The organism is Umezawaea sp. NPDC059074, assembly GCF_042738955.1.
Taxonomy (GTDB): domain Bacteria; phylum Actinomycetota; class Actinomycetes; order Mycobacteriales; family Pseudonocardiaceae; genus Umezawaea.
This window is the reverse complement of sequence record NZ_JBHYHC010000001.1, coordinates 156,231-174,578: the sequence shown is the minus strand read 5'-3', so window position 1 is coordinate 174,578 and position 18,348 is coordinate 156,231. Positions and strand designations below refer to the sequence as shown.

Below are 18,348 nucleotides of genomic sequence, written 5' to 3'. Positions count from 1 at the left end.
TGGGGAGGGCCACCAGGTTTCCGATTCGCTTGTGGGCGGCGGCGGGAACCGTACGATCCTCGGGTGCCGAAACCCCTGCTGGTGATCGCCGTGGCCGCTGTGCTGTCCTCGTGGCTCCTCTCGGGCTGCGCGACGAGCGTGAACGGGAAGCCCGTCGCGGGTGCCGCCCCGGCCGCCGCGGGGCCCACGTGCGACTACGCCGTCGACACCTCGCCCGGCGCGGTCACGGCGAACGGCTTCCCCGCCACCGTGTCGAACCAGAAGAAGTCCACGGTCTCGTTCGCCACGCCCCAGGGCGTGCTGGCGGTCGACCTGGACCCCTCGCTGGGCCCGTGCTCGGTGGAGGCGATCCGGTTCCTGGTGAAGAAGAAGTTCTACGACGGCTCGTCCTGCCACCGCCTCACCACCAACCCGAGCCTCCAGGTGCTCCAGTGCGGCGACCCGTCCGGCAGCGGCACGGGCACGCCCGGCTTCCGCTACGACGACAAGCTGCCCGTCCGCGGCGACTACGTGCGCGGGGTCGTGGCGATGGCCAACGCCGGTCCGGGCACCAACGGCAGCCAGTTCTTCATCGTCTACGGCGCCGCGCAGATCAACCCGGACTACCCGGTGGTCGGCAAGGTGTCCTCGGGCATGGACCTCGTGGACGCGGTCGTGGCCGGTGGCGTGGTGGGCGGCAAGCAGGACGGCAAGCCGGTCAAGCCGATGACGTTCACCAGCGTCACCGAGGGGTGACGGCGAGCCGGATCCGGTAGGTCCACCACCACGGTTTCGCGGTCGGGATCCGGCGTTCGGCGACTTCTCGGAGCCGGGCCAGGCCGATCTGCTCGTCGGTGTACCCGGCGTTGCGGGCGCTCATCGCCCCGCCCTGGCTCAGCGCCACCTCGTACAGCCGGGTCGCGTCACCGGAGTCGCGGTCGTGCAGGGCCAGCTCGGTGACGTGCCGGAACAGCCCGGACGCGCGCAGCCGGTCGGCGTGCTCGTGCTTCGGGGCCTTGGGCGGCCTGCTGGCCCTGGTGTCCTCCAGCGCCGAGAGGGTCCGGTCGAACTCGTGCCACGCCGCGTCGACCTCCCAGTCGACCGACGGCGGCCAGTCGTTGTCGAACGCCACGAACACCCCGCCGGGGCGCAGGATCCGGGCGATCTCCGGGAACGCCTTCGCCGGGTCGAACCAGTGCAGCGCCTGGCTCGCCGTGACGACGTCCGCGCAGGCGTCGGGCAGGGTCGTGGCCTCCGCCGTGCCCTCGACGACCCGGTAGCGGTCGGGGTCGAGCCTGGCTTCGGCCACGGCACGCATGTCGGCCGACGGCTCGACGGCGGTGGCGCGGTCCCACAGCAGCGTCGCTCCCCCGGTGCCCGCGCCGAGGTCGACGACGTCCGGGTCGGGCCGGTCGATCCACTGGCGGACCAGGTCGACGATCTCGCGGGGCGGTTTGGGCCGCACCCGCTCGTAGAGGTCGGCGAACCCGGAGAAGCGCGTGATGGCGTCGGTCATGACCCCAGTTTAACCGTACGTCCGTACTGCTTGCCGATTTCGCCTGGTAGCCGCGCTAGGCCGACCGGATGAACTCGGGGGACCACGGTGGTGACCGGCCACGCCGGACCGGGCGGTCTGCCTATCGTCGGGGCATGACGGGGTTGCTGGATCTGGGCGGCGAGGACTTCCGGTCCGATCCGCACGCCGTGCTGCGCAAGGCACGGGAGGCCGACTGGTGGGCCGAGACCTCGCTGGGGGCGGCCGTGCTGCGGTTCGACGAGGTGCAGGCGGTGCTGTCCTCGTGGTCGTTGCGGACGGAAGCCAACGCCGCCCTGTCCGGTCTCGACGGGACGGAGCACCAGCGGGTGCGGCGGTCGGCCGGGCGGGCGTTCACCGCGCGGCGGGTCGAGGAGTTCCGGTCGGAGACCGGGTTCCTGGCGGACGAGCTGGTCGACCGGCTCGGGAGTTCGGTCGACTTCGTGGCGGACTTCGCACGGCCGTTCGCGGTGGGCGCGCTGTGCCGGTTCGTGGGGGTGCCGGAGGAGTTGTGCGAGGCGGCGACCTCGGAGGAGTCGGGCGACGAGGTCGTCGGCGACCTGCTCGACCTGCGGCGGCGGACGCCGGTGAACGACCTGCTCAGCTCGTTGGTGGACCAGTCGTTGACCGAGGCGGAGCTGCGGTCGCTCGTGAACACGCTGCTGGTGAGCGGGGCGCGGACCGTGCAGCACCAGCTCTCGGCGGCCGTGGCGGCGTTCCTGGAGTTCCCCCGGCAGTGGGAGCTGCTGGGCGAGGACTCCTCGCTCGCGGGCGCGGCGGCCGAGGAGGTCGTGCGGTTCAGCCCGTCGATGCTGCTGGGCACGCCGAGGATCGCCAAGGAGGACATCGTGCTCAACGGCGTGACGCTGCCCGCCGGGAGCCGGGTGCTGCCGGTGACGGCGTCGGCGAACCGGGACGCGGCGGTGTTCGCGGCCCCGGACCGGCTGGACATCACCGTGCCCCGGACCGCGCACCTGACGTTCGGGGGCGGCATCCACTACTGCCTGGGGGCCGGGTTGGCACGGGTGGAACTCCAGGAGGTGCTGCCCCGGCTGGCGCGGGCGTGGCCGGGGATGCGGGCGAACGGGGACGTGGAGTGGTCGTCGCCGACGGACGCGGTTTACGGGCCCACCGCGCTGCCGATTTCCCTCGGATGACCCCCGCCGAGTACCACGCGGTCTATTTTCGTCAACCGCTTTCAGGATTCGGGAAACCCGAGGTAGAAGCATCTTTTAACGTTGTCGTGATAACTGGCAACGATTAGGGCTTTCATTCGTTCTCGTTCACTGTTTATCGTCGTGACCATCAGCAACGATGCTGTGGCGCTCAGTGAAGATCGATCCCGTGACCAGCACTTCCACTCCCTGCGGACGTGGTGGTCACCATCCGAGAACGGGAATCACACGATGCGAGAGTCACGACAGAACCGGTTCCTGGCCGGTGTCGGGGTAGCCGCTCTGGCTGCCACGGCGGTCACCCTGCTGGCTTCCCCGGCGCAGGCCGCGACGGGCGAAATCCGTTCGGCGGACGCCAAGGAAAAGGTGCCGAACAGCTATGTGGTGAAGCTGAAGGACACCGCCGACGCGGTGTCGAAGACCGAGGCGACGGCGAACACCGTCGCGGCTCGTTTCGGCGGCGCGGTCGACCGCGTGTACGGCAGCGCGCTGCGCGGCTTCAGCGTGAAGCTGTCCGAGGCGCAGGCGAAGCGGCTCGCCGCAGACCCGGCGGTCGAGTACGTGGAGCAGGACCAGGTGTTCCACGTCGAGACCACGCAGTCCAACCCGCCGTCGTGGGGCCTGGACCGCATCGACCAGGCCAACCTGCCGCTGAACTCGGCCTACAGCTACACGTCGACCGGCTCGGGCGTCACGGCGTACGTGATCGACACCGGCGTGCGGATCAGCCACCAGACGTTCGGCGGCCGGGCCGTGAACGGCCGTGACTTCGTCGACAACGACAACGTGGCGCAGGACGGCAACGGCCACGGCACGCACGTCGCCGGCACGATCGCGGGCAGCCAGTACGGCGTCGCGAAGGGCGCGAAGGTCGTCGCCGTCCGCGTGCTCGACAACGCGGGCTCCGGCACCCTCGCGGGCGTCGTCGCGGGCATCGACTGGGTGACGGCCAACGCAGTCAAGCCCGCCGTCGCGAACCTCAGCCTCGGCGGTGGCGCGTCCACCGCCATCGACGACGCCGTGCGCCGCTCCATCGCCTCCGGCGTGACCTACGCGGTCGCGGCGGGCAACAGCAACGCCGACGCGTCCGGCTTCTCCCCGGCCCGCGTCACCCAGGCCATCACGGTCGGCGCGACCGAGCGCACCGACGCCCGCGCCAGCTACTCCAACTTCGGCTCGGTGCTGGACCTCTTCGCCCCCGGCTCGGGCATCACCTCGTCCTGGGGCACGAGCGACACGGCCACCAACACCATCAGCGGCACCTCGATGGCCACCCCGCACGTGGCCGGTGTGGCGGCCCGCTACCTCCAGACCCACACCACGGCCACCCCGGCCCAGGTCTCCGCGGCCCTGGTCGCGGCGGCCACGCCCAACAAGGTCACCAACCCCGGCTCGGGCTCCCCGAACCGCCTGCTGTTCCTGTCCCCCACGGCCTAGTGCCCTGAGAGCAGGGAGGCCCGGCACCGCACAGGTGCCGGGCCTTCCGGCTTACGAGGAGAGGAACGCCCGCCAACGTGCCGCGGGAAACGCCAGCACTCCGGCATCAGGGCTCTTGGAATCCCGGACGACCACGGCCGGACCAGCGAAGGCCACCTCAACGCAGTTGTCGTTGGTACCACCACCACTGCGGCTGCTCTTGCGCCAAACCAGCCCAGATGTGTCCACAATGGACAAGAAGATCGCCTCACTCACTCGGGCTGAGCACCCGCTCGATCAACGCCAGCGAGTCCTCCGAGGTAAGGGCCCGCGAGCACAGATGGTCGAAGAGCAGTCTAGCCCTGGCGACCTCATCAACTTCTTCGATATGAGTCGATCCCGTGGGGTAGGCGACGTACAACAACTCGGGGTCCGTGGGGTCGGGAAACTCCAGCAGGGTGAATGAACCAGTGATGCCCGCGTGCCCACCCAAGTCGTCGGGGAGCACCCGAAGGGTGACCGTGGGCAACTCGGCCATGCCGATCATGTGTTGCAACTGCCCGCGCATGACCTCCGGTCCACCGATGGTCTTCCGCAGCGCGGCCTCATCGACCAGAGCCACGAGTTGGAGTGGCCGCACATCCGACACCAGGCGATCTTGGCGGATCAGTCGGACCGCGATGTCATTCGCGAGGTGCTCCTTGGTGCGTTTCATCTGGCTCGCTGCGAACAAGGCCCGCATGTAGCCCTCGGTCTGCAACAGGCCTGGCAAGTGCAGCAGAGCCAATTCGCGCACTACGGCGGCTTCGGTCTCGACGTCGACGTACCCCATGTCCTTGATGCCGTAGCTGACCCACCAGCCGGGTTTGAGCGCGTCCCTGGTGCGGTCGATGAGGTCGGGCACGAACTGGTCGTACACGTCCATCATCGACCGCACCAGGTGCACGTCCAGCCGGGTCTCCCCGGCCTCCAGGCGTTGCAGGGAGCTGCGGGTCTTGTCGAGCAGGACGCATGCCTTGTCCAGGCTCATGTCGGCTTGTTCGCGCATCAACCGGACGCGCTGCCCCAGCCTGCGGCGGCGGAAGGTCGGGCGCTGGTGCGTGGTCACCGGACCTTTGTACCGACGCCCGTCCCAGAACTGGGATTCCCGCTACCCGAAAGGATTACAGGGCCGGGTCCCAATAGAGGATCTTGCCGAAGGAAACAGGGGTTCCGGCCGCCACGATCGCCGCCGAGACCTGCGCCGGGGTGGCGGTCGGGTTGTACTGGAGGTAGCGCGCGGCCACACCGGCGACGTGCGGGGCCGACATGGAGGTACCCGACAGGGTGTTGCTGGCGGTGTCGCTGGTGTTCCACGCCGAGAGGATCTGCTGGCCCGGCGCGTAGATGTCCACGCCCGGCCCGTAGTTGGACGACGAGGCCCGCGTGTCGGTGATCGTGGATGCCCCCACGGTCAACGCTTGCGCGACCCGTGCGGGCGAGAAGTTGGCGACGTCGGCGTTGCTGCCGCCCGCCGCGACGGTGTACGTGACACCGGAGGCGATCGACGCGCGCACGGCGTCGTCCATCGCCACGGACGCCGAACCGCCGATGCTCATGTTCGCCACGGCGGGCCGGACGGCGTTGCGGGTCACCCAGTTGACGCCCGCGATGACCCCGGCCGTCGTGCCGGAACCCGTGGGGCCCAACACCTTCACGCCGTAGCACACGGCCTGCTTGGCGATGCCGTAGGTCGTGCCGATGGCGGTGGCGGCGACGTGCGTGCCGTGGCCGTTGAGGTCGTCGGCGATCGCGTCGTTGTCGACGAAGTCCCAGCCGTCGCGGGCGCGGCCGCCGAAGTCGATGTGCGTCTTGCGAATGCCGGTGTCGATCACGTAGACGCTGACGCCGCGACCGGTCGACGTGTAGCTGTACGCGTGGTCCAGCGGCAGGGCCCGCTGGTCCGTGCGGTCCAGGCCCCACGGCGGGTTCAGCTGGGTCGCCGTGCCGTGCACGACCTGGTTCTGCTCGACGTACTCGACCGACGGGTCGGCGGCCAGCCTGCGCGCCTGCTTCTCCGTCAGCGTCGCGGTGAACCCGGCGAACGCGCCGGACAGCGCCTTGCCGCCGACCGACGCCGCGAGGCGATCGGCTCCGCTCTTCACTTTGACGATGTAGCTGCCGGGGATCGCGGTCGGCGACCCGGCGGCGAGCACGACACCCTCGGCGGCCTGTGCGGGCGTGGCGGCGAGCGCCAGCCCCAACGCCGCCACCCCTAAGCAGGACACGAACTTGCGCATGGACGTTCCTTCCTCGAAACAGGGCGGTGGCCCCGACGCGGGACGCGCCGAGGCCACCGGTGGAGAAGCGGGTGCTACGCGGTGGGAGCCCGGAACAGCAGGCGGTTCGGGGAACCGGAGCCGGGGTTCGTCACCTTGTTGAGGGTGGCCGTCGAGGTGATCGCGGACGACACCGTGGCCGGGGTGGCGGACGGGTTGGACTGGAGGTAGCGCGCGGTCACGCCGACGACGTGCGGGGTCGCCATCGAGGTGCCGCTGATGGTGTTGGTGGCCGTGTCGCTGGTGTTCCACGACGACGTGATGCCCGAGCCCGGCGCGAAGACGTCCAGCACCGAACCGAAGTTCGAGTAGCTGGCGCGGGCGTCGGTGCGCTCGGTCGCGCCGACCGTGATGGCCTGCGTGACGCGGGCCGGGGAGAAACCGGACGCGTTGGCGTTGCTGTTGCCCGCCGCCACGCCGTAGGTCACGCCCCGCGCGATGGAGGCGCGCACGGCGTCGTCCAGGGCGGTGGAGGCGCCGCCGCCGAGGCTCATGTTGGCCGTGGCCGGCTTGACGTGGTTGTTGGTGACCCAGTTGATGCCCGCGACGACGCCCGCGGTGGTGCCGGAGCCCGCGTTGTCGAGCACGCGCACCGCGATGATCTTCACGCCCTTGGCCACGCCGTACTGGCTGCCGCCGATGGTGCCCGCGACGTGCGTGCCGTGGCCGTTGCCGTCCTGCGCCACGTTGTCGTTGTCGACGGCGTCGTAGCCGTTGACCGCGCGACCGCCGAACGTCTGGTGCGTGATCCGCACACCGGTGTCGATGACGTAGGCGTTCACGCCCGCGCCGGTCGTGGTGTAGCTGTAGGACGCGTTGAGCGGCAGGCTGGCCTGGTCGATCCGGTCGAGGCCCCACGACGGCGGGTTGGCCTGGGTGGTCTCGACGTGGAACACCTGGTTCTGCTCGACGTACTCGACCGACGGGTCGGCGGCGAGGCGCTTGGCCTGCTTCTCCGACGCGCTCGTCGCGAAGCCCTTGAACCCGCCCTCGTACGTGCGGTCGATCTTCGTGCCGAACTTCGAGGCGAGGGAGTCGACCGACGCCGTGGAGAAGTCCTTGAGCTTCACGATGTAGCTGCCCGGAATGGCCTGGGCCGAGCCCGCCGCGAGGATGTTCCCCTCGGCGGCCTGCGCCGTCCCGGCCGCCATGGTGATGGTCGCCGCGGCGACGATCACCGCACCGGCACCGGCCAACCAGCGCACCTGTCGTGTTTCACGCATTCGTCTGTTCCTGTCGTTCGCAGGGAACGGCCGACGAAGTGACCCGCGGGCGGGGGAAGACGGGGACGACGACCGCATGTCACGCCCCTGAGCAGGCGCTCCACGTCTTCCGAGGCTATTGATGATCCGAGATGTCCGAAATAGACCAGATGCCCCAGTGGTCTCGGGCGCGCCTACTGCACCGGGTCCACGACGATCGTCGGCATACCTCCGGCGGTACACCTCCGTCCGAGATCCGGTAACAACCAGGGCCAAAAGTCTTAAGAATCCAGTGTTTCATTAACAGTGTCAGCCTCTGGAATGCCACGGAACATCCCCGAACGGCTGTACCGGACCCTTTACGGACCCCAGTAGGGTCGCTTCCGCTGAAGTTCCTTCTGAACGGAGTGGGTAATGGTCGGCCATGCCACCGAAACGGCCGAGGAGTTCGCCGAAACACTGCGTGCCGCGATACGCGCGAAAGGCCTGAGCCTGGACCGCATTCGGCACCGGCTGCACATGCGGGGCGCGCCGATCAGCATCACGGCGTTGAGCTACTGGCAGTCGGGCAGGCGCAGACCGGAAAGACCGGATTCACTGCTCGCGTTGAGCCACCTCGAAGACGTGCTCGACCTGCCGGAAGGCGCGTTGAGCCAACTGCTCGGACCCCCGCGACCCCGAGGGCGCGGGCGGATCAGGCAGGTAGAACAGCAGGTCCAGGGCATCGGCCGGGACAACGTCCGGCTGGCCCAACTCCTCGCGGGGGTCGACACCAGCTCGGACACCGGGCTGAACCGGATCTCCCAGCAGGACCGCGTGGAAATCGGCGCGGAAGGCGGCACCCGCCGACTGCGCTCCCGCCACACGCTGCGCGCCGACCGCGCGGGCGTCGACCGGTGGGTATTGGTCTACGACACGGACGCGCCGGGCAACCCGCTGCCGTCCATCGGGATGCTCCGCTCGTGCAGGCTGGGCCGGTTGATAGCCGACCCCACCAGCGGCATCCTGGTCGCCGAACTCCTGTTCCCCAAGCCGCTCCGGCAGGGGGAGACGCTCGTCCTGGAGTACGAACTGCTCCACGGCGAACTCCCCTACCCCGCCATGGAGACCTCGCACTTCCGCCGTTTCCGCCTCCCCGTCCGGGAGTACGCGCTGGAGGTCAGGTTCGACACCCGGTGCGTGCCGGTGAAGTGCGAGCGGTTCTCCACGCCGGACCTCGCCGAGGGCTCCGCGATCACCGTCGACGACTGGGGCTACGCGCACGCGAACGTGCGCGACTTCGGCCCCGGAATCTTCGGCATCCGTTGGGAATGGTCCCTGAACTAATACGAGCGGGGCAGGTTCAGGGTGTGCTGCGCCACATAGTTGAGGATCATTTCCCGGCTCACAGGGGCGATTCGCGAAATACGTGACGCGGTCAGCAACTGGGCGAGCCCGTACTCGGTCGCGAGACCGTTGCCGCCGTGCACCTGGATGGCCAGATCCACCGCGGAGGCAACCGCTTCCCCGGCCGCGTACTTCGCCATGTTGGCCGACTCGCCGGCCGCCCTGTCCTGCCCCGAGTCGTACAAGGCCGCCGCCTTCTGCGTCATCAGCCGAGCCAGTTCCACCTGGATGGCGCAGTGGGCGAGCGGGTGGGACAACCCCTGGTGCGCCCCGATGGGCGTTCCCCAGACCGAACGGGTGCGCGCGTACTCGGCCGCTTTGTCCAACGCGCGCAAGGCCATACCGGTGGCGAACGAGGCCGCCATGATCCGCTCCGGGTTGAGCCCGGCGAACAGCTGGGCCAACCCGGCGTCGGGCGACCCCACGAGGGCGTCCGACGGCAGGCGCACGTCGTCGAAGAACATCGTGAACTGCTTCTCCGGCGAGACGATCTCCATCTCGATCGGCCGGAAGGTCAGGCCGGGGGCGTCCGTCGGCACGATCATCAGCACCGGGCCGGTCGGACCGATGGCCACGACCAGCACGGCCTGCACCTCGTCCACGCCGGAGATGTAGTACTTGCCGCCGCTGAGGACCCACTCGTCGCCGTCGCGGCGGACCTTCGTGGTGAGCTTGTGCGAGTTCGAGCCCGCGTCCGGCTCGGTGATGGCGAACGCCATCTTCGTGGTGCCCTCGGCGAAGCCGGGCAGCCACCGCTGCTTCTGCTCGTCCGTGCCGAACCGGGCGATCACGGTCGCGCAGATCGCGGGCGACACCACCATGAGCAGCATCGGGCTCCCCGCGCGCGCCAACTCCTCGCACACCGCGGCCAGGTCGCCGATGCCGCCGCCACCGCCGCCGAACTCCTCCGGCACGGCCACGCCGAGGTAGCCGAGCTTGCCCGCCTCGGCCCACAGCTCGTCGGTCTTCTCGCCCGCGCGGGCCTTGGCCACGAAGTACTCGTGCCCGTACCGGGCCCCGAGGTCCGCGACGGCCGACCGCAGCGCCTTGCGCTCGTCGGTCTCGGTGAAGTTCCCGGTCATGACTCCCCCTCCACGACGACGAGAACGTCGCCTGAATCGACCTGCTGTCCCTGGGTGATGCGCAGTTCGGCGACCGTGCCCGCGGTGGACGCGAGGATGCGGTGCTCCATCTTCATGGCCTCCAGCACGAGCAGTTCCGCGCCCGCCTCGACCCGCCGGCCCTGCTCGACCGAGACGCGGACGACCGTGCCGGGCATCGGTGCGATCGTCGCGCCCGGCGCGACCGTCGACTCCGGCTCCGGGAAGCGCGGGGTCGCCTTGAGCGTCACGGCTCCCAGCGGCGAGTCCACCTCGACCACGTCGCCGTGGACGCTGACCTCGAAGCGGTGCCGCACGCCGTCGCGTTCGAGCACGACGACGTCCTCGCCCGCCTCCACGACGGTGAGCGGCAGGCTCGTCACGACGCCGTCGCGGGTGTGCCGGTAGTCGACCTCGACACCGTCGTACGTCACGCGCCGCGACTGCGACGGGAGGTTGCGCCACCCGATCGGCAGAGCGCCGGTGTGCCGCCGTGCGGCCTGCGCGAGCGCGGCGGCCAGGGCGCTGGGGGTGAGATCCCGGTCCTTGGGCGTGGTGAGCCGGTGTTCGTCGAGGAACCCGGTGTGGGTGTTGCCGTTCAGGAACTCGGGGTGCCGCAGGACGTCCACGAGCAGGGCGCGGTTCGTGACCAGGCCGTGGATCCGGGCGTTCGCCAGCGCGGCGGCGAGCTTGCGGATCGCGCTGGTGCGGTCCGGGGCCCAGGCGATGACCTTGGCGAGCATCGGGTCGTAGTGCACGCCGACGACCGACCCGCTCTCCACCCCGCTGTCCAGCCGGACGTCGCCGGTGATCTCGAACCGGTGCAGGGTGCCGCTCGCCGGCCGCCAGTCCTGCGCGGGGTCCTCCGCGTAGAGGCGGACCTCGATCGCGTGGCCGTTCGGCGACGGCGGCTCGGCCGGGAGCCGCGCGCCCTCGGCGACGGCGAGCTGCCACGCCACCAGGTCGACGCCGAACACCAGCTCGGTCACCGGGTGCTCGACCTGGAGACGGGTGTTGACCTCCAGGAAGTGGAAGTCGCCGTCCTTCAGCATGAACTCGACCGTGCCCGCGCCGACGTACCCGATCGCCTCGGCGGCGGCCGTCGCGGCGTCGTACAACCGCTTCCGGATGTCGGTGTCCACGGCCGGGCTCGGCGTCTCCTCCACGATCTTCTGGTGCCGCCGCTGGATCGAGCACTCCCGCTCCCCCAGCGCCCACACCGTGCCGTGGGAGTCGGCCAACACCTGCACCTCGATGTGCCGCGCGCCTTCCAACAACGGCTCGCAGAACACCGTGCCGTCGCCGAACGCCGACTCCGCTTCGCGGCGGGCGGCGGCCAGGTTGTCCTGGAGTTCGGCGCGCGACCGCACCTCCCTCATGCCCCGGCCGCCACCACCGGCAGAGGCCTTGATCAGCACCGGGAACTCCGTCACGGACTCCGGGTCCAGCTCGGCCAGCACCGGCACCCCGGCGGCGGCCATCCGCTTCTTCGCGGCGACCTTGGACCCCATCGCCTCGATGGCCTCGGGCGACGGCCCGACCCACGTCAACCCGGCGGCGAGGACGGCGCGGGCGAAGTCGGCGTTCTCCGACAGGAACCCGTAGCCGGGGTGCACTGCGTCCGCGCCCGCTTGAACGGCGGCGGCCACCAGCAGGTCCGCGCGCAGGTACGTCTCGGCGGGCGTCGCACCGGGCAGCCGCACAGCGGCGTCGGCCTCGGCGACGTGCGGCGCGTCGGCGTCCGGGTCCGAGTGCACCGCGATGGGCGACACGCCCAGCTCCCGGCAGGTGCGGATGATCCGGCGGGCGATCTCGCCCCGGTTCGCGATCAGCAGAGTCTGGATCATCGTCCCATCACATCCGGAAGACGCCGTAGCCCTCGGCGCCCTTGATCGGTCCACTGTGGACGGCGGACAGGCAGAGGCCGAGCACGGTGCGGGTGTCGCGCGGGTCGATGACGCCGTCGTCGTACAGGCGACCGGAGAGGAACGCTGCTAGCGACTGCTCCTCGATCTGGCCCTCGACCATCGTGCGCATGGCGGCGTCGTGCTCCTCGTTGTACTCCTGGCCCTTCGCCGCGGCGGCCTGGCGCGCGACGATCGACAGGACGCCCGCGAGCTGCACCGGGCCCATCACGGCGGACTTGGCGTTGGGCCAGGTGAACAGGAAGCGCGGGTCGAACGCCCGGCCGCACATGCCGTAGTTGCCCGCGCCGTAGGACGCGCCCAGGTTCACGGTCAGGTGCGGGACCCTGCTGTTGGACACGGCGTTGATCATCATCGCGCCGTGCTTGATGATGCCGCCCTGCTCGTACTTCGCGCCCACCATGTACCCGGTGGTGTTCTGGAGGAAGAGGAGGGGCGTGTCCGCGGAGTTGGCGAGCTGGATGAACTGGGTGGCCTTCTGCGCTTCCTCGCTGAACAGCACGCCGCGCGCGTTGGCGAGGATGCCGACCGGGTAGCCGTGCAGGTCGGCCCAGCCCGTGACCAGGCTGGTGCCGTAACCGGGCTTGAACTCGTCGAACCGCGAGCCGTCGACCAGCCGGGCGATCACCTCGCGCGGGTCGAACGGGATCCGCTGGTCGGTCGGGACGAGCCCCAGCAGTTCCTCGGCCGGGTACCTCGGCTCCTCGACCGGTTTTGCTTCAGGACCGAGCTTGCGCCAGTTGAGCCGGGCCACGATCCGGCGGGTGAGCCGGATCGCGTCGACCTCGTCCTCGGCCACGTAGTCCGCGAGCCCGGACACGGTGCCGTGCATGTGCGCGCCGCCCAGCGCCTCGTCCTCGGCCTCCTCACCGGTCGCCATCTTGACCAGCGGCGGACCACCGAGGAACACCTTCGACCGGTCCTTGATCATGACGACGTGGTCGGACATGCCGGGCACGTACGCGCCGCCCGCGGTGGCGTTGCCGAACACCGCCGTCACGGTCGGGATGCCCGCCGCCGACAGCCGGGTCAGGTCGCGGAACGCCCGGCCGCCGGGGATGAAGATCTCCGACTGGCTGGGCAGGTCCGCGCCGCCGGACTCGACCAGGCTCACCACCGGCAGTCGGTTGACGAACGCGATGTCGTTGGCGCGGAACGTCTTCCGGAGCGTCCACGGGTTGCTCGCGCCACCGCGCACGGTCGGGTCGTTCGCCACGACCAGGCACTCGACGCCCTCGATCACGCCGATGCCCGTCACCACGCTCGCGCCGACCGGGAAGTTCGTGCCCCACGCGGCCAGCGGCGACAGCTCGAGGAACGGGCTGTCCTCGTCCACCAGCAGCTCGATCCGCTCACGGGCGAGGAGCTTGCCGCGCTTGTGGTGGCGTTCGGTGTACTTCGACCCACCACCGGCGAGCGCCTTGGCCTGCTCGGCGTCCAGGTCGTCGATCTTGGCCAGCAGCGCGGCCCGGTTGTCGCGGTAGTCCGCCGATCCGGTGTCCAGCACCGAGCGCAGCGTGGTCATGCCGTGAACCCCAATCGTCGTGCGGCCAACTCGGCCATGACCTCGTTCGTGCCGCCGCCGATGCCGAGGATGCGGGAGTCGCGGTAGTGGCGTTCGACCTCGGCGTCGCGCAGGTAGCCGAAGCCGCCGTGCAGTTGGACGGCCTCGTCCACGACGTGGTCGCAGGCGGCGACGGCGGCGTTCTTCGCGAAGCACACCTGCGCCACGCACTCGCGGCCGTCGGCGATCATCGCGGCGACCTCGCGGGTGTACGAGCGGGCGAGGTCGATGCGTTGCGCCATCTCCACGAGCTTGTGGGTGACGAGTTGACGTTTCACCAGGGGCTTGCCGAAGGTCTCGCGGGAGCGGACGTAGGCGAGGGTCAGGTCCAGGCAGCGCTGGGCGGTGGCGTACGCCTCGACCGCCATGGTGATGCGCTCGACCTGGAACTGCCGCATCACGAGCGCGAAGCCGCCGTTCTCCGGGCCCACAAGGTTCTTGGCGGGCACTCGGATGTCCACAAAGGACAATTCGGCGGTGTCCGAGCAGTGCCAGCCCATCTTCTCCAGGCGGCGCACGACGTCGATGCCCCGGTCGATGACGAGCAGGCTGATGCCCTCGTAGCCGGGACCGCCGGTGCGGACGGCCGTGGTGACGAAGTCCGCGCGGGCACCGGAGGTGATGAACGTCTTGGTGCCGTTGACGATGAAGTCGTCGCCGTCGCGGACGGCCGTCGTGCGCAGCGCGGCGACGTCCGAACCGCCGTCCGGTTCGGTGATCGCCAGCGCGCCGATCAGCTCGCCGTCGAGGGTGGGGCGGACGAACCGGTCGATCAGGTCCGGGTCGCCCGCGTCCACGATGTGCGGCAGGGCGATGCCGTGGGTGAAGAGGCCCGCGATGAGGCCGGACGAGCCGCCCGCCTGGATGATCTCCTCGGTCACGACGACGCTGTCCAGCAGCCCGCCGCCGCTGCCGCCGACCTCCTCGGCGAAGCCGATGCCCAGCAGGCCGACCTTCGCGGCGGCGCGGTGCAGGTCGCGGGGCAGTTCGCCCGCGCGTTCCCAGTCGTCCAGGTGCGGCACGATCTCGCGCTCGGTGAACTTGCGGACCGTGGCCCGCAGGTCCCGGCGTTCGGGGGTGTCGAACAGGTCCGCGGTGATGCTCACAGCAGTGCCTCCGGGATCTCCACGTGCCGCGACCGCAGCCACTCGCCGAGCGCCTTGGCCTGCGGGTCGAACCGCGTGGACGACGCGACCCCGTCGCCGAGCAGCCCGCGCAGCACGAAGTTGAGCGCCCGCAGGTTCGGCAGCTCGTACCGCACGACCTCGCCCGCCTCGGGCAGCAGTTCCTTCAGCCGTGCCACGGTCAGTTCTTCCGACAGCCAGGCGTAGGCCTCGTCGGTGCGGACCCACACGCCGAGGTTGGCGTCCCCGCCCTTGTCGCCGGAGCGCGCTCCGGCGATCGTGCCGAGTGGCAGCCTCATACCGTGATCACCTTCCCGTCGGGCAGGGTCGCCTGGTGCTGGACGCGGTCGCGGGGCACGTACGCGGCGCGGTAGACGCCGAACGGCGTGCCGTCCGAGGGGGGCGCGGTGACGTGGAAGCCGGGGTAGGAGCCGAGGGCCAGTTCGATCGCGGTGCGGGAGAAGGCCTTGGCGCGCTTGGCGTCCGGGGTTTTGATGGTGGCGTGGAGGAGGGCGCTGGCGGTCTCCTCGGTGTCCGCGTCCGACTGGTGGGTGCGGGCCAGAGTCCAGGTCAGGCCGTCGGGGCCCAGCGCGGTTTCCAGTTGGCGGCGGACCAGGTCGGCCTTGGCGTCCACGTCGAGGCCGGTGAGGACGAACGTGGTGCCGTTGCGGAAGCCGCCGAGGCTGTTCAGGCAGACCTTGAGCGTGTCCGGCGGCGGACTCCCGCGCACACCGGAGATCCGCACCCCGCGCGCGTGCGGTTCCAGGGCGATGGTGTCGAAGTGGCTGGTCACGTCCGGGCCGAGGTAGGCCGGGTCGCCGATCTCGTACAGGAGTTGGGCGGTGACGGTGTCGACCGTGACCGCTCCCCCGGTGCCGTCGTGCTTGGTGATGACCGACGACCCGTCCGCCTCGACCTCGGCGATCGGGAAACCCGGCCGGTCGACGTCGAGGGAGGTGAAGAACGAGTAGTTGCCGCCCGTGGCCTGGGTCCCGCACTCCAACACATGGCCCGCGACCGTGGCTCCGGCCAACGCGTCCCAGTCGTCCCGCGCCCACCCGTGGTGGGCCGCCGCCGGACCGACCACCAGCGAGGCATCGGTGACCCGACCGGTGACCACGACGTCCGCGCCGGCCTTCACGCACTCGGCGATGCCCCACGCGCCCAGGTAGGCGTTGGCCGTCAACGACTCCGGGAAGTCCGCGCGCAGGTCGTCGCCACTCACCACCCCGATCTTCGCGCCCAGCCCCAACTTCTCGATCGCCTCGGCAAGCCCGTGCGGGTTCAGACCGCCCGCGTTCGCCACGATCGTCACACCGCGCTCGACGGCGAGCCCGAGGCAGTCCTCCATCTGCCGGAGGAACGTCCTGGCGTACCCCAGGCTCGCGTCCCGCATCCGGTCGCGGCCGAGGATGAGCATGGTCAACTCGGCGAGGTAGTCACCGGTGAGCACGTCCAACTCGCCGCCTTCGAGCATCTCCCGGACGGCACCGAGCCGGTCGCCGTAGAAGCCCGAGGCATTGCCGATCCGAATCACGACACCCACCCTTCGCCGGATGGACCCGCGAACGCCTGCGCGACCGACCCGGCCGCCGGCACGTCCACGGCCATGCAGAAGTCCAAGCCCCGCGCGGTGATCCGGTTCTCCGCGCCCCACGACGACAAGCCGCCGCTGGATGCGGCAGGTCCGACGGGTGGCGCGAGGCCGGTGACCACGCTTGCGAACACCTCCGGCATCTCGCGGCCCACGCCGAGCCGGTCACCGGAGAAACCGGAGGCAATGCCCATCCCGGTCACCACTTCGCCCACCCCTCGCCGCGAGGGCCCGCGATGGGGCCGGCCGCCGGCACGTCCACGGCCTCGCAGTGCTGCCGCGCCTCGACTCCAGGAGGAAGTCCGATCCCCGCGCGGGTCTTCGGGCCCCGCAGCCGCAGGCCGCCGCTGGGCGCGGTCTGGTCGGCGGGTAGCGGGTTGACGGTGAGCGCGAGGCCGTTGGGCGAGTGCGGGAGTGCGTCCGGCAGTTCGCGGACCGCGCCGAGCCGGATCACGACTTCGCCCGGCCCGGCCCCGGAGGGCCTGCGAAGGCTTGGGCGATCGGGAGCCACTCCTCCGCCACCGGGCCGACCGCTGTCACGTCGACGTCGTCGCGGTGGCGGCGTTGGGTCACCAGCAGGCAGAAGTCGAGGCCCTGGCCGGTGACGCGGTTCTCCGCGTCCTCCGGGCCCCACGTCCACGTGCCGCCCGCGGGGGAGGCCAGTTCGACGCGGACCGGGTCGGTGGGTGGGGCGAGGCCGTTGACGAGGAAGGAGAACGGGATCGTGCGGACGCCGATGTGGGCCACGTGGCGCAGTCGCTCCGACGGTTCGCGGTGCACGCCGAGCGCGTCCGCCACGTCCTGGCCATGGGCCCACGTCTCCATCAGTCGGGCTGTCGCCATGGACACCGGGCTCATCTTCGGCCCGAACCACACCAGCTTCTCGCCCGCGGGCACCGCGCACAACGCCTCCGCGAGCTGTTCACGTCCTGCTCGCCAGTGCGCCAACAAGTCCGGTCGCCGCGCGCCCTCGGCGGCGGCGTTGTCCACGGTGTGCTCGTCGTACCCGGACAGTCCCGCGGTGAACCCGGCGGGATCGGTGACGGCGAGCAGCGACGCCCGGTCGGTCCACGCCAGGTGCGCGATCTGGTGGCCGATCGTCCAGCCCTCCGCCGGTGTCGGCACGCCCCAGTCGTCCAGCGGGGCGACGAGGTCGTCCAACTCGCAGCTCTCGACCCGCAGGTCGTCGAGCACGTCGATGATCACGATCCGCTCTCCTCCAGTGCCGCTTCGAGCATCGTCGCCCAGTGCCGCACGATGCCCGCCCGTCTTTTGCGGTCGTCCGCGAGCTGGTTGGCCAACGCCAGGCCGCGCACCAGGTCCAGGGTGATCTGCACGGCCTCGCGGACACCCGGCCGCGACTCGTCCACGCCCAGCAGCTCCACGGCCAGCCGGTGCGTCTCACGGCCGAGCTTCGCCTGCAACGGCAGGACGATCGTCTTCAGCTCCTCGTCGGTGCGCGCCGCGACCCACAGCTCCAGCGCCGCGGAGAAGAGGTCGCTCGCGTAGAAGTCGGCGATCAGCCCCACCACCGCGATCGGCGCCCTGCCGACGCCGACCGCGCGCTCCTTGAGCTGGAGCACGCTCTCCGCGCCGAGGTGCTCGACGGCCGCCGCGACCAGCTCCCCGCGCGTGCGGAAGTGGTGCAGCTGCGCGCCGCGCGACACGCCCGCGCGCTCGGCGACGAGGATCGTCGTCGTGCGCGACCAGCCGCGTTCCACCAGGCAGTCGACGGTCGCCTCCATCAACTTCCGCCTGGTCTCCCGGCTGCGGTCGGCCTGCCGCTGCCTCGTCTCCAGCACCATGCGATCGAGTGTGCCGCGTCACTAACAAACAGTCAAGCCTGATTGTTTGTAGACCGATCGGGCCACCGTGGACAGTCCACAGTGGGGTGTTCGGACCCCCGCAGGTCGTGCGGACCTCCGCAGGACGGCCGGTGGCGTAAGGGGGAAACGACTGGCCCGACCGTACGCACTTCGGTGAATTCTCGACGTCAGGCCTTTCGCTGAGCGTGATCGACCGCTAACCCTA

17 protein-coding genes and 1 pseudogene are annotated in these 18,348 nt (G+C 70.5%); 4 read left to right on the top strand and 14 right to left on the bottom strand.

The window, feature by feature from the left end:
* The first annotated feature begins 63 nt into the window (after positions 1-63).
* Positions 64-735 carry a peptidylprolyl isomerase gene (locus tag ACFWW9_RS00770; protein WP_390370278.1) on the top strand — a complete coding sequence of 224 codons (672 nt, stop codon included), beginning with the start codon at positions 64-66 and terminating at the stop codon, positions 733-735.
* Here ACFWW9_RS00770 and ACFWW9_RS00765 read toward each other — a convergent pair.
* Positions 722-1,495, bottom strand: coding sequence for a class I SAM-dependent methyltransferase (locus tag ACFWW9_RS00765; RefSeq protein ID WP_390370277.1), 774 nt, complete (start codon positions 1,493-1,495; stop codon positions 722-724). The two genes, ACFWW9_RS00770 and ACFWW9_RS00765, sit on opposite strands and share 14 nt — an antisense overlap.
* A 134-nt stretch (positions 1,496-1,629) precedes the next feature.
* Between ACFWW9_RS00765 and ACFWW9_RS00760 the strand changes: the two genes are divergently transcribed.
* Both ACFWW9_RS00760 and ACFWW9_RS00755 read left to right on the top strand, forming a co-directional pair.
* Positions 1,630-2,670, top strand: a complete 1,041-nt coding sequence (locus ACFWW9_RS00760; RefSeq protein ID WP_390370276.1) for a cytochrome P450 — start codon at positions 1,630-1,632, stop codon at positions 2,668-2,670.
* A 249-nt stretch (positions 2,671-2,919) separates the two neighbouring features.
* On the top strand, positions 2,920-4,125 hold the full coding sequence (locus tag ACFWW9_RS00755; protein WP_390370275.1) for a S8 family peptidase: 1,206 nt from the start codon (positions 2,920-2,922) through the stop codon (positions 4,123-4,125).
* A gap of 51 nt (positions 4,126-4,176) precedes the next feature.
* Here the strand turns inward: ACFWW9_RS00755 and ACFWW9_RS00750 are convergent, their stop codons facing one another.
* The 4 genes from ACFWW9_RS00750 to ACFWW9_RS00735 all read right to left on the bottom strand — a co-directional run bounded on the left by ACFWW9_RS00750 (position 4,177) and on the right by ACFWW9_RS00735 (position 7,645).
* Positions 4,177-4,353, bottom strand: a complete 177-nt coding sequence (locus ACFWW9_RS00750) for a DUF397 domain-containing protein (protein WP_390370361.1) — start codon at positions 4,351-4,353, stop codon at positions 4,177-4,179.
* Between the two features lie 19 nt (positions 4,354-4,372).
* Positions 4,373-5,212: a DUF5753 domain-containing protein gene (locus ACFWW9_RS00745; RefSeq protein ID WP_390370274.1), complete on the bottom strand. Its 840-nt coding sequence runs from the start codon at positions 5,210-5,212 to the stop codon at positions 4,373-4,375.
* Positions 5,213-5,267: 55 nt separating this feature from the next.
* Positions 5,268-6,383, bottom strand: a complete 1,116-nt coding sequence (locus ACFWW9_RS00740; protein ID WP_390370273.1) for a S8 family peptidase — start codon at positions 6,381-6,383, stop codon at positions 5,268-5,270.
* 74 nt (positions 6,384-6,457) lie between these two features.
* Complete coding sequence (locus ACFWW9_RS00735) at positions 6,458-7,645, bottom strand: S8 family peptidase (protein WP_390370272.1); 1,188 nt, start codon at positions 7,643-7,645, stop codon at positions 6,458-6,460.
* 393 nt (positions 7,646-8,038) lie between these two features.
* Here ACFWW9_RS00735 and ACFWW9_RS00730 point away from each other — a divergent pair, with 393 nt between their 5' ends.
* Positions 8,039-8,950, top strand: coding sequence for a hypothetical protein (locus tag ACFWW9_RS00730; protein ID WP_390370271.1), 912 nt, complete (start codon positions 8,039-8,041; stop codon positions 8,948-8,950).
* Here the strand turns inward: ACFWW9_RS00730 and ACFWW9_RS00725 are convergent.
* From ACFWW9_RS00725 to ACFWW9_RS00685, 9 genes and pseudogenes are all read right to left on the bottom strand, one after another.
* Complete coding sequence (locus ACFWW9_RS00725) at positions 8,947-10,092, bottom strand: acyl-CoA dehydrogenase family protein (RefSeq protein WP_390370270.1); 1,146 nt, start codon at positions 10,090-10,092, stop codon at positions 8,947-8,949. The two genes, ACFWW9_RS00730 and ACFWW9_RS00725, sit on opposite strands and share 4 nt — an antisense overlap.
* Positions 10,089-11,957: a biotin carboxylase N-terminal domain-containing protein gene (locus ACFWW9_RS00720; RefSeq protein ID WP_390370269.1), complete on the bottom strand. Its 1,869-nt coding sequence runs from the start codon at positions 11,955-11,957 to the stop codon at positions 10,089-10,091. Before ACFWW9_RS00720 ends, ACFWW9_RS00725 begins: the two co-directional genes overlap by 4 nt.
* Before the next feature lie 7 nt (positions 11,958-11,964).
* Positions 11,965-13,560 carry an acyl-CoA carboxylase subunit beta gene (locus ACFWW9_RS00715; protein ID WP_390370268.1) on the bottom strand — a complete coding sequence of 532 codons (1,596 nt, stop codon included), beginning with the start codon at positions 13,558-13,560 and terminating at the stop codon, positions 11,965-11,967.
* Complete coding sequence (locus ACFWW9_RS00710; RefSeq protein ID WP_390370360.1) at positions 13,557-14,699, bottom strand: acyl-CoA dehydrogenase family protein; 1,143 nt, start codon at positions 14,697-14,699, stop codon at positions 13,557-13,559. The genes ACFWW9_RS00715 and ACFWW9_RS00710 overlap by 4 nt, the downstream gene beginning before the upstream one ends.
* 2 nt (positions 14,700-14,701) lie before the next feature.
* Positions 14,702-16,269 (bottom strand): annotated as a pseudogene (locus ACFWW9_RS00705) (acyclic terpene utilization AtuA family protein).
* Positions 16,257-16,523: a hypothetical protein gene (locus ACFWW9_RS00700; RefSeq protein WP_390370267.1), complete on the bottom strand. Its 267-nt coding sequence runs from the start codon at positions 16,521-16,523 to the stop codon at positions 16,257-16,259. Before ACFWW9_RS00700 ends, ACFWW9_RS00705 begins: the two are co-directional and overlap by 13 nt.
* Positions 16,517-16,771 carry a hypothetical protein gene (locus tag ACFWW9_RS00695; RefSeq protein WP_390370266.1) on the bottom strand — a complete coding sequence of 85 codons (255 nt, stop codon included), beginning with the start codon at positions 16,769-16,771 and terminating at the stop codon, positions 16,517-16,519. The genes ACFWW9_RS00700 and ACFWW9_RS00695 overlap by 7 nt, the downstream gene beginning before the upstream one ends.
* Complete coding sequence (locus ACFWW9_RS00690) at positions 16,768-17,523, bottom strand: TIGR03084 family metal-binding protein (protein WP_390370265.1); 756 nt, start codon at positions 17,521-17,523, stop codon at positions 16,768-16,770. The genes ACFWW9_RS00695 and ACFWW9_RS00690 overlap by 4 nt, the downstream gene beginning before the upstream one ends.
* A complete protein-coding gene (locus tag ACFWW9_RS00685) occupies positions 17,520-18,122 on the bottom strand; it encodes a TetR/AcrR family transcriptional regulator (protein ID WP_390370264.1) in 603 nt (200 codons plus the stop codon). Before ACFWW9_RS00685 ends, ACFWW9_RS00690 begins: the two co-directional genes overlap by 4 nt.
* Between the last annotated feature and the right edge of the window lie 226 nt (positions 18,123-18,348).